Here is a 14,037-nt window from a genome sequence, read left to right on the forward strand (position 1 = left end):
TGAACCGCAAGGGACGTTATTGACCCCCTCCTGGCCTGTCAAGGCATCTTGAGGGCCACGGTTGCGTCGCTTCCAGATGAGCAACACGCGCCCCCGGGGCCCTCATTTCCAGCCGGCCGTGCGGGCCTTCCGGAGTCCCCTGCCCCGAACCTGAGGACCCGGCGGGTCGGCGCGCGGACAGCGCCACTGCCAGCGACAACACCCGGCCCTCCAGGTCCGCTTCCCCTCAGGAGGCGGTTCACGCGGAGGCGACGACCGGACCTTGTCAGTCGGGAACCGTAGAGTGGCCGCCTTTCGAGGCACGCGCCGACGCGCCGTGTTTTGGAGTAAGGACCGCGAACCGTGGACGACTTCCAGAAAGCCGCAGCCCGAGCCCGTGAGCTCCACCGTGAGCTGGCGCACCACAACTACCGTTACTACGTCCTCGACTCGCCCGAGGTCAGCGACGCGCAATACGACAAGCTGATGCGCGAGCTGCAGGACCTGGAGGCGAAGCACCCGAGCCTCCAGACGCCGGATTCGCCCACCCAGCGCGTGGGCGGCGCGGCCGCCGAGGAGTTTGGCGAGGTGGTGCACCGGGCGCCCATGCTCTCGCTGGCCAACATCTTCGAGGACCAGGGCCTCATTGAGTTCGACGAGCGCATCCGCAAGCTGGTGGGCCTGCCGGGCATCGCCTACGTCTGCGAGCCCAAGCTGGACGGGCTCGCCATCGCGTTGCGTTACGAAAAGGGCGCGTTCGTCCAGGGCGCCACCCGGGGCGACGGCACCACCGGCGAGGACGTCACCTCGAACCTGCGCACCATCCGCAGCCTGCCCATGTCGCTGTTTCCCCAGGACGGCGTGAAGGTGCCGGACGTGCTGGAGGTCCGCGGGGAGGTCTTCATCCGCAAGAAGGACTTCCAGAAGCTCAACGAGAAGCGCGAGGAGGAAGGCGAGCCGCTCTTCGCCAACCCGCGCAACGCCGCCGCGGGCAGCCTGCGCCAGTTGGACCCGCGGATGACGGCCGCCCGGCCCCTCTCCGTGTTCCTCTACGAATGCGTCCCGGGCGACGGCGTGCCCGTCTTCAAGACGCACATCGAGAAGCTGGAGTACCTCAAGACGCTGGGCCTGCCCATCAACCAGTACCGCCGCGCCGAGGGCCTGGACGGCGTGCGCCAGGCCTATGACGCCTCCCTCAAGGGCCGCCACGAGCTGCCCTTCGAGGTGGACGGCATGGTGGTGAAGGTGGATGACGAGGACCAGCGCAAGCGCCTGGGCCAGGTCTCCAAGAGCCCCCGCTGGGCGGTGGCGTACAAGTTCCCTCCGGAGGAGGAGTCCACGGAGGTGATGGACATCGGCATCCAGGTGGGCCGCACGGGCGCGCTGACGCCGGTGGCGCACCTCAAGCCGGTGAAGGTGGGCGGCGTCACGGTGGCGCGCGCCACGCTGCACAACGAGGACGAGCTGCGCCGCAAGGACGTGCGCAAGGGCGACACCGTCTTCGTGCGCCGCGCCGGTGACGTGATTCCGGAAATCGTCTCCGTGGTGCTGTCCAAGCGCCCCGCGGACTCCGCGCCCTTCGAGTTCCCCAAGCACTGCCCCGTCTGCGATGCGGTGGCGACCAAGGACGAGGACGGCGCCATCATCCGCTGCACGGGCGCCTCCTGCCCCGCGCAGCTGGTGGAGAAGATCCGCCACTTCGCCAGCCGCCTGGCCATGGACATCGAAGGGCTGGGCGACAAGCTGGCCGCGCAGCTGGTGTCCACCGGCAGGGTGAAGGCGTTCGCGGACCTCTACGCGCTCACCAAGGAGGACCTGCTGAAGCTGGAGCGCATGGGCGACAAGAGCGCGGACAACCTCATCGCGTCGCTGGAGCGCTCCAAGCAGACCACGCAGCGCCGCTTCCTCTATTCCCTGGGCATCCGCCACGTGGGCGACGCCACCGCCAAGGCGCTGGCGGAGGCCTTCCCCCGGTCGGAGATGCTCTTCGAGGCCAGCCTGGAGGACATCTCCCGCGTGAAGGACGTGGGCCCCATCATGGCCCAGGTCATCCACACCTTCTTCCAGGAGCCCCAGAACCAGGAGGCCATCCGCGCGCTCCTGGCGGCGGGGGTCCAGCCCGCGGCGCCCCAGGTCGCCACGGGAGGCCCCTTCGTGGGCAAGTCGGTGGTGCTCACCGGCGCGATGACGGGTATGACACGGGAGCAGGCCAAGGAAGAGGTCGAGCGCCGGGGCGGCAAGGTCGCCGGAAGTGTCTCGCGCAAGACCGATTTCGTCGTGGCCGGTGAGGATGCGGGCAGCAAGCTGAAGAAGGCCCAGGAACTCGGGGTAAGAATCCTGGACGAGCAGGCGTTCCTGCACATGTTGCAGACGAACGCCTAGAGGATGGGGCGGTCCATGAGTGGCACGCGGCGAGCCTCGCTGCGCATCGAAGGCAAGGTGCAGGGCGTCTTCTTCCGGGAGAGCGCCCGCGTTGAGGCCACACGCCTGGGCCTGACGGGCTGGGTGCGCAACCGGCCGGACGGGGCCGTGGAGGCCGTCGTGGAAGGGGAACCCGCCGTGCTCGAGGAATTCATCCGCTGGTGTCATCGAGGTCCGACGCAGGCCCGGGTTTCGGGCGTTCAGCGCACGGACAGCGAGGCCACCGGCGAGTTCAGTCAATTCAACGTGGAGCGCACGTCATGACGCCCTACGCGCTGGCCTCCCTCCCGGCCATGCTGGGTATCCGGGCCGGGTCCAAGGTCTCCGTCATCAACCCGCCGCGGGGCTTCGTGCAGAAGCTCAACCCGCTGCCGGATGGGGTGGAGTTCCTCATCACCGCGGTGACGGGCCTGGATGTCATCCTCTTCTTCACCGAGGACCCGCAGGAACTGGTGCAGCGGCTGCCGGCCCTGGCCCGCGCCATGGCCCTCACCGGCGGCATCTGGGTGTGCTGGCCGGGGGGCGAGGGTGCCCGCCGGGACCTCTCTGAGGACTTCGTCCGCCACGCGGCCCTGGACATTGGTCTGGTGGACAACAAAATCTGCATCATCGACGCCACCTGGACCGGCCTCCGGCTGGTGAGGCGGCCCCGAGGGCGACCGGACAAGCCAGGGGAGCGCAAGCGAGCCACCGCCCAGGCCTGATGCCCTGCCGGGTAGCCGCCCGGCATCTGCCTGACAGTGGATGGAAGCCGTTTCTCGGCTTTACACACCTGGGGGGCCGTGAAAAACTCCCCGTGTTTCTGGACGGTTGTGTGACGCCCCGCGTTGTCGGGGGTCGACGTCTGGTAGGGATTTTGACGGGTTGCGTTCCCGGCTCCTCCGGGCGCGTCAGCTGCACCGAGACTCCAGTCGCCCCCCCAAGGTGGCCCACGATGGGCATCGACCGGGTGTGGATAGAAGAGCGGGCGGCACGCGCGTCGTGGGGAAGCTCGAACGCGTTGTGAAGACAAGGCCTCGCCCGGCACGGTGCCGGTCGCAATGCGGGGCGCCAATGAACTCGGAGGAGCAGGCGGTGGTCCCCTCGGTCCTCGACAACGAGCCCCCAGCCGCACCCGGCATGCCCGGGCCGGCGTCGCTCGCTGTAGGCCCGCCGGAGGCCGCCTCTCCCTTCGCAGCGCGCTCGGAGGCGCGGCGTCTCGCCGCCGCCCGTCCGGTGAGGTCCGCCCTACCGCGCGCGCCAGCAGGATTCATCCATGAGCAGCATCCTGGTCATCAACGCCGCGGGTCGAGAGACGCGCGTCGCGCTCGTCGAGGGCGGACACATCGCGGAGTTCTACCTCGAGCGTAAGAAGGACAAGGGCGTCGTCGGGAACATCTACAAGGGCCGCGTCGTCCGGGTGCTCCCGGGCATGCAGGCCGCCTTCGTGGACATTGGCCTGGAGAAGGCCGCGTTCCTCTATGTCAGTGACGTCGTCTACGACCCTGACTTCGCGCGCGCGCAGTTCGAGCTGACCGAAGGTGAGCACGAGGATGCGCCGGACGTCCCGGACGAGTCCGAGGCCGAGGCCGCGGAGGCCGCCGCCCGGCACGCGCCTCCCCGTCACGCGGAGCCGGAGCCGGAGGACGCCCATTTCGAGCCTGTCGCGGCGCCCACCGAGTCCCTGCCGCGCGACACCGCCCTGGAGCTGGCCGCCAACGCCCCGACGGTGACGCCGCCGGGCGCGGAGACGCCGGTGGCGCCCGCGGAGGAAGCGCCGGCCGCCGGGGCGGAGAGGGTGGTGGCCGCCGAGGTGGCCGTTCAGCCCGTCACGCCCGAGCAGATTGTCGCGGTCGAGCCGTCCACGGCAGCGCCCGTGGAGGCCACGCCTGCTCCGGCGGGTGGCGAAGCCGAGGCCGCGCCCTCCTCCGAGCCCCAGGTGGCCGAGGCCGCCGTGGAGCCCGCCGCGAACGTGGCGTCGCCCGAGGCTTCGCTGGCCGTTGCCGCGGCGTCCGAGCCCGACGCGGCCGGGGTGGCGACGCCTGCTGAATCGGCCGTGGAAGTGGCCGAGGGCGAGGCCGCCGGTCTTCCCGTCGAACCCCCTCCCCCCGCGGCCGCCGCGCTGGGAGACCTCATCCCCTCGCCCGCTGAGGAGGGCGCGCAGGCTGCGAAGCCGTCCGAGGTCTCCGGCGAGCGCCGCACGCCGCGCGAGGCCCGTGAGGCGCGTGAGCCCCGGAGCCGGGAGAAGGAGCGCGGCGAGAAGGACAAAGGCCGCCGGCCGCAGGAGGAGAAGCGCCGGAGCGACAAGCACGAGGACAAGGAGAAGGCCAAGCCGCGCCGCACCGACAAGATTGAGGACCTGCTGAAGGTGGGCCAGGAAGTCGTCGTCCAGATTTCCAAGGACCCCATCGGCACTAAGGGCGCGCGGCTCACCTCGCACATCTCCATCCCCGGCCGTCACCTGGTGTTCATGCCCACGGTGGACCACGTGGGCATCAGCCGCCGCATCTCCAACGAGAAGGAGCGCCGACGTCTGCGTGAAATCGTGGACCGCCTGCGCCCGCCCGGGACGGGCTTCATCGTCCGCACCGTCGCGGAGAACGTGCCGCAGGAGAAGCTCGAGAGCGACATCCGGTTCCTCATCGAGGTGTGGAACCAGGTGGTGCGCAAGAACGAGAAGCGCGGCGGCCCCGGCCTGCTGCACCCCGACCTGGACCTCATCCTGCGCGCCACGCGCGACCTCTTCGCGCACGACGTGGAGAAGCTCGTCGTCGATGACCGCGAGGAGTACGAGCGCATCCTCGGCTTCGTCACCGCGCAGGACCCGGCGCTGCGAGACAGGGTGGCGCTGCACGAGGGCGACGACACCGTCTTCGACGCGTACGGCATCGAGCAGGAGCTCCAGCGCGCCACCCAGCGCAAGGTGTGGCTGAAGAGCGGCGGCTACCTCATCATCGACCAGGCCGAGGCGCTCACCGCCATCGACGTGAACTCGGGCCGCTACGTCGGCAAGAAGAGCCTCGAGGAGACCATCACCAAGATCAACGTCGAGGCGGCCAAGGAGATTGTCTACCAGCTCCGGCTGCGCAACATCGGCGGCATCATCATCTGCGACTTCATCGACATGGAGAAGGCGCAGAACCGCGACAAGGTCTTCAAGGCGCTGCAGGAAGCGCTGGGCCGCGACAAGGCCAAGACGAACGTGCTGCGCATCTCCGAGCTGGGCCTCGTGGAGATGACGCGCAAGCGCGTGCGCGAGTCCATTGGCCGCATGCTCCACGAGGACTGCCCGTACTGCGACGGCAACGGCTTCGTGAAGACGGCCACCACCGTGGCCTACGAAATCTTCCGGGAAATTCGCCGCGAAGCGCCGGGCTACAAGGACTCCACGCTGGTCATCAACTGCAACGCGGAAGTGGCGCGCCTGCTCCAGGGCGAGGAGCGCAACGAGCTGCGGCACCTGATGGACCGGTACAACAAGTCCATCCAGGTCAAGGCGCAGCAGAACTACCACCGCGAGCAGTACGACATCTACGGACGCTCGGCCTCGGGACCGGAGCACAAGGTGGCCTCGTCGCCTGGCTCGGGTGATGGCGAGCTGGCCATGCAGCAGCGCAAGCCCGACAGCAATGGCGGAGGCTACGGCCGCCAGGAGCAGGGCCGGCGCGGCGGTGGTGGCGGCGGCGGTGGTGGCAGGGACCGGGGTGGTGAGCGGGGCAACGAACGCTCCGAGCGCGGTGAGCGGGGCGGAGACCGTCGCGAGGGCCGCCGCGACGGCCGAAGTGGCGGAGACCGTCCTCGGGGAGACCGGGGTGGCGAGCGGGGCGACCGTTCCGAGCGCGGCGGCGAACGGAGTGAGCGTGGTGAACGCTCCGAGCGCGGCGGCGAACGGAGTGAGCGTGGTGAACGCTCCGAGCGCGGCGAGCGCGGCGAGCGCGGCGAGCGCGGCGAGCGTCCCGAGCGCGGCGACCGGCGTGGCGACCGCGGCGAGCGTGGAGAGCGCGGCGGTTCGCAGAACACGCCTGGTGGAGGCGAGCACGCGGGTGGCTCGACGCCGCCTCCGCCTCCAGCCTCGGGTGGCGGGTCGGAGCCTTCGGGCGGAACGACCTGAGTTCTTTCCGCCGGTCAGTCGTCGGCGCCCTGCCCTGCCGGTGGTTTCAAGGCCGGGGCGGGGAGCCGGCGGCGCTGGCGTAGCGGAAGTCGCTGGCCAGTGCACAGGAAGCCCCGCACCGTGTCGGACTGTGTACGCTGGCAAGCCACCTCAAGCCGGGGTGGGCTGGCACTGGCGGCCGCGGATTGGCTAGCGTGAGCGTCCATGCCCCAAGGCGGTTCCCGCCTCGTGGGCCGGCCATGTCACACGGATGATGTCCTCGCGCTCCGAGCACGTATCGCCCCGTCTGGGGCCACGTTCCCTCTGCCTCCGTCAGGCCCGCCCCTGGCGCGGCCGGGCCTCTTGAGGGAATCGGTGAAACTGACGCCCCTGCCGTGGCTCCGTCACTTCCGCGAGCGGGCCACCCGGCTCTGGGCGCCTCTGCAGCACACGCCCGTGGGGCTGTTCGCGACGGACACCCTCCTGGCCGCGAAGACGGTGGCCCAGGGTTTTCGCGGGGAGAATCTCCGGCTTCGGGCCGCCGCGCTGACCTACGTCAGCATGTTCTCCCTGGTGCCCCTCCTGACGGTGGCGCTCGTGCTGCTGACCGCCTTCCACCAGGACGAGTTCAAGGAGAAGCTGCGCTTCGTCGTCAGCGAGGTGCTCAACCCCGGGGTGCGCGGCAAGTCCTCCCAGTTCCTCGACCGGTTCCTGAACCCCACGCACACCGTCGCCATTGGCAGCGTGGGCTTCCTGGCGGTGCTCCTGTCCGCCGGCTCGCTGCTGCGGCAGCTCGACGGCGCCGTCAACGAGCTGTGGGGCATCCGGCGGCAGCGTCCGTGGCGCATCCGGCTGCTCATCTACTCGGGCCTCCTGCTCGTGGGCCCCTTCTTCCTCGCGCTCTCCTTCTCCGGGACGGGCAAGGTCCGTGTCTTCCTGCAGAGCCACGCGCCCTACGCCAGCGCCTTCATCCTGCTGGGCACCACGCTCGTCACCGTGGCCAGCCTCACCCTGCTCTACTACTGGACGCCCTACGCGCATGTCCGCGTCCGGTCCGCGCTCGCCGGAGGACTGGTGGCCGGCCTGGGGTGGACGTTCGCCAAGCAGGTGTACGCCGCATTCGCGGAGCGCAGCTTCCAGTACAACCCCCTCTACGGCTCGCTCGGCGCGCTCCCGTTGTTCCTGGCGTGGGTCTACGTGAGCTGGCTGTTGGTGCTCTTTGGCGCCCGGCTCTCCTATGCCGTGGAACACACCGCCTTCCGGCACTCCCTCTTCGCTTTTGGAAGCCACCCGCGCGCGCACGAGTTGGTCGCCGCCCGTGTCGCCCAGGAGGCCACCCTGGCCTGGGTGGACGGACTGCCGCCTCCCTCGCCGCGCGAGCTGGCGACGCGGCTGCGCGTCCCCGAGTCGCTGGTCCACGAGGTCGTCGACCGCATGGTGGCCGCCGAGTTGCTGGAGCGCCTCCGCAAAGGGGGCCTGCGTCCCGCGAAGGACCCGGCTGCCCTCACGCTGGCGGACACCACGCTCGCCGTGCACGGTGTGATGCTCACCGGCGGCGCGGAGGGATGGAACGGGCCACGGGCGCCCGGATTCGAACAGATGGAGCCCATCTTCCAGGCAGCTGACTGCGCCGGTGTCGACCTGCTACGTCGCACCCGATGGCTGGACCTGGTGGTGCCGCTCCGCCCAGGGCTGGCCGAGCCTGCTCCCGCCCCACCACCCAGGGTGGCCGCAGGGGGAAATCCGTAGCGTTTCTGGGTGGTTGGAAGCTCACCCTGCTTGCACGAAGGATGTGTTCTGTTATGTTTTCAGGATTCGACCACGGGCCAGAGCGCCCTGTTTCCAAGGGGTCACCGGGTTTGCGGGAGCGTCCGATGCTCAAGTCCGATCTGATCAACATCCTCGTGGCCAAGAGGGGCGTGACGCAGAAGCAGGCTGAGGCCACCATCGAGACGATTTTCGAGTCGATGAAGGATGCCCTCTGCCGCGGCGAGAACATCGAGATTCGCGGGCTCGGTGCCTTTCACGTGAAGAACTACCAGGGCTACCAGGGCCGCAACCCGAAGACGGGGCAGGTCATCCCGGTGAAGCCCAAGCGCGGCCTGCTCTTCCGCACGGGCAAGGAGCTGCGCGACCGCGTGAACCGTCCGGCGCCCCAGCAGGCCCAGACGGAGCTGCCCCCGCTTCCCGAAAGCAAGGGGCCGGGCAACACGGGCACGGGGCTCTAAGCCCACCTCCGTCAGCGCCCCACCGCCACCGGCGACAGCCGGCCGATGGGGCGAATCTGGAGGGCCCCATCCAGTTCGCCATAGGTGAGCACTGCAACGTCCGGGAACGCGCCCTCGCACAGCCTGCGCAGAGGCCGCCGGACATCCGGAGCGGTGAGCAGCACGGCCCGTCCCTCAGTGGCCACCTGCCGCACGCCTTCGAGGATTTCCGCCACCCGCTCCGGGTCGGGCGCCAGCCCTCGCGGGCCCATGCCGCGCAGCACCTCTTCCACCTCCGGGTCCACGAGGTACGCGTACAGCGGCCCGGTGGGCGCGAACTTGTGGCTGAGGTACCGCCGCAGCGCCTGCCGACAGCGCTCCGCGAGCGCGACGGCATCCCCTTCCGTCGTCGGCGACACCAGCGCCTCCAGGATGGCTCGCAAGTCCCGGATGCTGACGCCCTCCTGGAGCAGCTTGCGAAGCACGTCCGTGAGCAGCGGCAGCGGCACCTTCTGCAGCGCCTCCTTCACGAGCACGGGCGCCTGCGCCTCCAGCCCCTCCAGCAGTCCCTGGACGTCCTGCAGCCCCAGCAGGTCCGCGGCGCGGACACGCAGGATGGCGCGCACGTGGTCCGCGACCAGCTCTCCCGGACGCCGCAGCGGCACTTGCGCCGTCTCCAGCAGGACCCGAGCCGACTCCGGAATGCGGCTGATGACCTTCCCGCTCGAGGGCTCCGTCGCGGCCTCCGCGCTCACCTGGAGGAACGCCAGTTCATCCGGAGGCGCCAGCGCGTAGAGCGCCCCCGGCAGCACCTGCCCTCCACCCGCCGGGACTTCGTCCACCAGGACGCGGTACTCACCCGGGCCCAGGTAGGCGGCCTGCGTGCGCACCCGGATGCCGGGCACCCGAACCCCCAGTTCGAAGAACAGCTCATCCCGCACGCCGTTCAACGTCTTGTGGACGAAGGCGGCGCCCTCCGCTTCGGCCAGCACCGTCAGGTCAGGCGCCAGGTCCAACGTGAGCGGGGAGACACCCACGGGTGACGCGGCACTCTCCGGAGGGGCTCCAGCCGCGCCAGGCGCCACGCCCTCCGCGGGCGCGCCTGCTTTCTCTTCGACCTTCGAAACACCCGCGCGGCTCAGCACATGGCCGAGCCCGCCCAGGCCTCCCGCCAGCAGGAGGAACGTCACGTGCGGCATTCCCGGCATGAGGGCCAACGCGACGCACAGGCCCGCCACCACCCAGAGCGTCCGTGCCTCTCCGAAGAACTGGGCCCCAATCTCCGCCCCCAGCGTGTCCTCTTCCTTCTCCGAGGCGACGCGCGTGACGACGAGGCCCGCGGCCACGGCGATGCACAGCGAGGGAACCTGGGACACCAGCCCGTCACCAATGGCGATGAGCGCGAATGTCGACGCCGCCTCGGCCAGGGGCATGCCTCCCTGCAGCACACCGATGACGGTTCCTCCGAGCAGGTTCACGGCGACGATGACCAGGCCCGCAATCACGTCCCCCTTCACGAACTTCATCGCGCCGTCCATGGCGCCGAACATCTGTGACTCGCGCTCCAGGTCACGCCGCCGGCGCCTTGCTTGCGCCTGGTCGATGGCGCCCGCGCGCAGATCCGCGTCAATGGACATCTGCTTGCCGGGCATCGCGTCCAGCGTGAACCGCGCGGACACCTCCGCCACCCGCTCCGCGCCCTTGGTGACGACCAGCAACTGCACCAGCGTGAGGATGGCGAACACCACCGCGCCCACAACGTAGTCGCCCCGGACGACGAACTCACCGAAGGCCTGGATGACGTCTCCCGCGTGCCCCTCCGCGAGCGCGAGCCGCGTGGAGGACACGTTGAGTGCCAACCGGAACAGCGTGGTGAACAGCAACAACGTGGGGAACGACGTCACCTTCAAGGCGTCCCGGGCACGCAGCGCGGCCACCAGCAGGGCCACCGACGCCGCCAGATTGACGGCGAGCCCCGCGTCCAGGAGCCATGCGGGCAAGGGGATGATGAGCGCGCCCAGGACCGCGGCCATGGCGATCGCCAACACCACGTCCGAGGAGTTTCGGGCCTTCAGCAACACCTTCATGAGGGGGTTCATGACGTCTGTCTCCGTGGATGGTCGTCCAACTCCCGCGCATCCATCGCCGTGCGCAGGACGACCGCCGCCGCCTGGTACAGCTCCTCTGGGATGGGCTCGCCCACGTCGTAGTGGATGAGGCTGCGTGCCAGCGGGATGTCCCGCACCACCGGAATGCCAAGTCGGCGGGCCTGCTCCCGCATGGCGAGCGCATCCCCTTCCCGGGCCTTGGCCACGAGATAGGGCGCCTCACATTCGTCGACGTCGTAGCGGAGCGCGACCGCGATGTGCGTGGGGTTGACGACCACGGCCGTCGCCTTTTGCACCCCGCGTGCCGCACCGCCCTGCGAAAGCTGGCGATGCAGGGCCTTCCGCTGTCCCTTGTGCCGGGGGTCGCCCTCACTCTCCTTGTACTCGCGCTTCATCTCCTCGCGAGTCATCATCAAATCCTTGATGTGGCGCCGCCAGGCCAGCGCGTAGTCCCCCACGCCCAGCACCACCAGCAAACAGGCCAGGCGGCTCGCGAGTCCGGACACGTGCGCGACCACCAGGCGCAAGCCCTCCGTCCCCCCCAGCCACGCGGTCTTCATCGCATCCGGAGCGGCCTCCTCCGCATCGCGCCAGACGAGCGCCCCCACCAGGCAGACAATCAGCAGCGTCTTCGCCAGTTCCACCCAGGGGCGCCAGCTGAAGAGCCGCTGCATGCCCGCCACCAGACTGATGCGCTCAAGCTTCGGCTCGACATGCAGGAGCTCGGCTTCCAGACCCACCGTGGCCACGGACACGAGCAGCGCCGCGGCGAACGCGCCCCCCAGCACCGGGCCACAAAAACGCGCGGCAATCCAGAGCCCTTCCTGCCACGCCCCAAGGTCCTGCTGTCCCAGGAAGAGGTGCTCCGTCCATGCCTGGAGCCTCGCCATGCCCACTGGCGCGGCCTCCGTGAGCCCGAACAAACCACCCGCCGTCACCGCGCTGGCGTTCAGCAAGCGGCTGCGGGGAATCTGTCCTTTGCGCCGTGCTTCACGAAGGCGCTTCGCGCTGGGCTTCTCTGTCTTCTCCCCACTCACCGCGTCACCTCCGCCAGCAACGCCAGCGCGCCTTCCACGGACAACACGCCCGCCAACAGCCGCTCACACAACACGCCCGTCCCCAGCCACAACAAGGCGCCCCCACCCAGAATCTTCAGCGGCGTCCCCACCTCCTGAAGATTCACCTGTGGTGCCGCTCGCGAGGCCAGGCCCAGGAAACAGTCCACGGTCAGCACCGCCGCGGCGATCGGCGCCCCCACCGCCAGCCCCGTGGCCATGGCCGCGCCCGCCAGCAGGACGACATGCAGCGTGGCCGCCTCGGTTGGAACGAAGGCGCCGAGCTTCACGACGCCGAACCCACGCAGCACGCTGGAGAGGACGAGCGGCCACATGCCACCGGAGACCACCAGCGCCACCAGCAGATGGTAGAGCCCCTCCCCTGCCGCGGACTCACGGCTCCCCGCCAGGGGCAGACTCACCTCGGCGGAGGTTCCACGAAGCAGGTCGATGAAGCGGCCCCCCATGCGCGCGGCATCGAAGGGGAGTGCCGCGACCAACCCCACGGACGTCCCGAAGAGCAGCTCGCGAATCACCCATCCTCCCAGGGCCACCGCGGACGTGACAGGCGCATCCAGCACCACGCCCGCCTCCACCCGGAGGAAGAGCGACAGGGACAGCACCAATGCCAGGCGGACCATCGTCGGCGTGGCCTGTCCTCCCAGTAGCGGACACAGGAACGTCATGGGCAGCAGCCGCGCGGCACACAGCGCCACCACGATGATGTCCGGCGCCAGTGACTCGAGCCAGGCGCGGAGTGGCTCCAGATTCATGCCGCGACCTCGGAGATGAGCATCAGGAGCTGGTGGGTGAAGCGCGTGAGCTGCCCGGCAATCCAGGGCCCGGCGAGGACCAGTGCCAGGACGGCCGCGCACAGCTTGGGCACCACCGACAACGTGGACTCTTGAAGCTGGGTGGTGGCCTGGAAGAGGCTCGACAAGAACCCCACCACCAGGCTCGCGCCAATGGGCGGCAACGACGCCATCACCATCAACAGCAGGGCCTCACGTCCCAGGGTGAGGAAGACATCCTGGGTCATGGTGTCACCGGTAGCCGAGGATGAGGCCCCGCGCGAGCAGCGACCAGCCATCCACGGCGACAAAGAGGAGAATCTTGAAGGGCAGACTCACCTGGCTGGGTGACAGCGTCTGCATCCCCAGCGCGAGCAGCACGTTGGCAATCACCATGTCCAGCACGAGGAACGGGAGGAAGACGAGGAAGCCAATCTGGAAGGCTTCCTTCAGCTCGGTGATGACGAAGGCAGGAATGACGACGAAGAGGTCCGTCTCCCGCACCGCGTCCATCTCCTCCACCGGACGTAGCTCGCGCGCCAGGTCCACGAAGCGCGCGCGCTCCTCAGCGCTCCCGTGCTTGACCAGGAAGGCGCGCAGCGGCTCCGACACGCGGCTCGCGGCGGAGAGCATCTCCGCGCCGGAGCCCGACGCCACCTCCGCGTAGGCCACCTGCCCCGCGTCGTACATGCGCTCCATCACCGGGGCCATGATGTGCCCGGTGAGCACCGCCGCCAGGCCCGTGAGCACGATGGTAGGCGGCGCCTGCTGCGTGCCCATGGCCGAGCGGGCGAGCGACAACACGACGGCAATCTTCGAGAAGCTCGTCAGCATCAGCACCGCGAACGGCAGCAGCGACATCACCGCGAGCATGCCCATCATCGACAGAGGGCTGCCTGCGTACGACATCCGAGACAGCGAATTCTCCGCCGCGGCGGCCGCGGCAGGAACCAGCAGGAGCGCTCCCAGCAAGCCGTGGCTCATGGCCCCTCCCGCCGGCCCCGAATCGTGCGGGACCTGGGCATGGGCCGCCGGGCTTGCGCCAGGACATGGCCGAACTCCGGCGCTGGCGCTGGCGTCTCGCGAATCTCCGCGAACGCGTCACCGAAGGCCACGAGGTAGCTGCGCCCATCCACCTCCACGAGCGCAACACCGCACCGTTGCGACAGTCCCGCTCGCGATACGATGTTCAGCCGTGGCGCCGTGGGTTCGCCCCTGACGACAGCGCCGCGCCGGTGCAACCACCATCCCAGCGCGGCCAGCGCCACGACGCCCAACAGCCACCGCGCGGCCACCGTGGTGGACACCCCTGCCACCGGGCCCATCACCGCCAACCCCAGCACCAGTGCGCCCGCCAACAGCAAGCGCGAGCGCGGCGAATGAACGAAACGCTGTGCATTCATGACG

General features: G+C 69.6%; 12 protein-coding genes. 6 read left to right on the plus strand and 6 right to left on the minus strand.

Annotated elements, in window-relative coordinates; genetic code table 11:
* Positions 1-342 precede the first annotated feature (342 nt).
* From ligA to BLU09_RS14960, 6 genes are all read left to right on the plus strand, one after another.
* Positions 343-2,361 carry an NAD-dependent DNA ligase LigA gene (gene ligA, locus BLU09_RS14935; protein ID WP_090490216.1) on the plus strand — a complete coding sequence of 673 codons (2,019 nt, stop codon included), beginning with the start codon at positions 343-345 and terminating at the stop codon, positions 2,359-2,361.
* Positions 2,362-2,364: 3 nt separating this feature from the next.
* Positions 2,365-2,664: an acylphosphatase gene (locus BLU09_RS14940; RefSeq protein WP_090490217.1), complete on the plus strand. Its 300-nt coding sequence runs from the start codon at positions 2,365-2,367 to the stop codon at positions 2,662-2,664.
* Positions 2,661-3,104, plus strand: a complete 444-nt coding sequence (locus BLU09_RS14945; RefSeq protein WP_011555593.1) for a DUF3052 family protein — start codon at positions 2,661-2,663, stop codon at positions 3,102-3,104. Before BLU09_RS14940 ends, BLU09_RS14945 begins: the two co-directional genes overlap by 4 nt.
* 551 nt (positions 3,105-3,655) lie before the next feature.
* On the plus strand, positions 3,656-6,490 hold the full coding sequence (locus BLU09_RS14950; RefSeq protein ID WP_090490218.1) for an Rne/Rng family ribonuclease: 2,835 nt from the start codon (positions 3,656-3,658) through the stop codon (positions 6,488-6,490).
* Between the two features lie 354 nt (positions 6,491-6,844).
* A complete protein-coding gene (locus BLU09_RS14955; RefSeq protein ID WP_228558011.1) occupies positions 6,845-8,218 on the plus strand; it encodes a YhjD/YihY/BrkB family envelope integrity protein in 1,374 nt (457 codons plus the stop codon).
* Positions 8,219-8,343: 125 nt separating this feature from the next.
* Positions 8,344-8,697 carry an HU family DNA-binding protein gene (locus BLU09_RS14960; RefSeq protein WP_011555596.1) on the plus strand — a complete coding sequence of 118 codons (354 nt, stop codon included), beginning with the start codon at positions 8,344-8,346 and terminating at the stop codon, positions 8,695-8,697.
* Between the two features lie 11 nt (positions 8,698-8,708).
* Here the strand turns inward: BLU09_RS14960 and BLU09_RS14965 are convergent, their stop codons facing one another.
* The 6 genes from BLU09_RS14965 to BLU09_RS14990 are packed head-to-tail and all read right to left on the minus strand — an operon-like array spanning position 8,709 to position 14,033.
* A complete protein-coding gene (locus BLU09_RS14965) occupies positions 8,709-10,775 on the minus strand; it encodes a flagellar biosynthesis protein FlhA (protein WP_090490220.1) in 2,067 nt (688 codons plus the stop codon).
* A complete protein-coding gene (locus BLU09_RS14970) occupies positions 10,772-11,821 on the minus strand; it encodes an EscU/YscU/HrcU family type III secretion system export apparatus switch protein (RefSeq protein ID WP_090490221.1) in 1,050 nt (349 codons plus the stop codon). The genes BLU09_RS14965 and BLU09_RS14970 overlap by 4 nt, the downstream gene beginning before the upstream one ends.
* Positions 11,818-12,612 carry an EscT/YscT/HrcT family type III secretion system export apparatus protein gene (locus BLU09_RS14975; protein WP_090490222.1) on the minus strand — a complete coding sequence of 265 codons (795 nt, stop codon included), beginning with the start codon at positions 12,610-12,612 and terminating at the stop codon, positions 11,818-11,820. The genes BLU09_RS14970 and BLU09_RS14975 overlap by 4 nt, the downstream gene beginning before the upstream one ends.
* Positions 12,609-12,878 carry a flagellar biosynthetic protein FliQ gene (locus tag BLU09_RS14980; protein WP_011555600.1) on the minus strand — a complete coding sequence of 90 codons (270 nt, stop codon included), beginning with the start codon at positions 12,876-12,878 and terminating at the stop codon, positions 12,609-12,611. Before BLU09_RS14980 ends, BLU09_RS14975 begins: the two co-directional genes overlap by 4 nt.
* A 4-nt stretch (positions 12,879-12,882) precedes the next feature.
* Positions 12,883-13,614, minus strand: coding sequence for a type III secretion system export apparatus subunit SctR (gene sctR / locus BLU09_RS14985; protein WP_090490223.1), 732 nt, complete (start codon positions 13,612-13,614; stop codon positions 12,883-12,885).
* The gene (locus tag BLU09_RS14990) at positions 13,611-14,033 is read right to left on the minus strand and encodes a flagellar biosynthetic protein FliO (RefSeq protein WP_244171735.1); all 423 of its coding nucleotides are present in this window, start codon (positions 14,031-14,033) and stop codon (positions 13,611-13,613) included. The genes sctR and BLU09_RS14990 overlap by 4 nt, the downstream gene beginning before the upstream one ends.
* Positions 14,034-14,037: the final 4 nt, after the last annotated feature.

It is taken from the genome of Myxococcus virescens (assembly GCF_900101905.1).
GTDB lineage: Bacteria > Myxococcota > Myxococcia > Myxococcales > Myxococcaceae > Myxococcus > Myxococcus virescens.

Excerpts from the sequence above, each read along its gene's own strand:
- BLU09_RS14940 (WP_090490217.1), top strand. The coding sequence starts at position 2,365 with ATGGGGCGGTCCATGAGTGGCACGCGGCGAGCCTCGCTGCGCATCGAA.
- BLU09_RS14945 (WP_011555593.1), top strand. The coding sequence starts at position 2,661 with ATGACGCCCTACGCGCTGGCCTCCCTCCCGGCCATGCTGGGTATCCGG.
- BLU09_RS14950 (WP_090490218.1), top strand. The coding sequence starts at position 3,656 with ATGAGCAGCATCCTGGTCATCAACGCCGCGGGTCGAGAGACGCGCGTC.
- BLU09_RS14960 (WP_011555596.1), top strand. The coding sequence starts at position 8,344 with ATGCTCAAGTCCGATCTGATCAACATCCTCGTGGCCAAGAGGGGCGTG.
- BLU09_RS14965 (WP_090490220.1), bottom strand. The coding sequence starts at position 10,775 with ATGAACCCCCTCATGAAGGTGTTGCTGAAGGCCCGAAACTCCTCGGAC.
- BLU09_RS14975 (WP_090490222.1), bottom strand. The coding sequence starts at position 12,612 with ATGAATCTGGAGCCACTCCGCGCCTGGCTCGAGTCACTGGCGCCGGAC.
- BLU09_RS14980 (WP_011555600.1), bottom strand. The coding sequence starts at position 12,878 with ATGACCCAGGATGTCTTCCTCACCCTGGGACGTGAGGCCCTGCTGTTG.
- sctR (WP_090490223.1), bottom strand. The coding sequence starts at position 13,614 with ATGAGCCACGGCTTGCTGGGAGCGCTCCTGCTGGTTCCTGCCGCGGCC.
- BLU09_RS14990 (WP_244171735.1), bottom strand. The coding sequence starts at position 14,033 with ATGAATGCACAGCGTTTCGTTCATTCGCCGCGCTCGCGCTTGCTGTTG.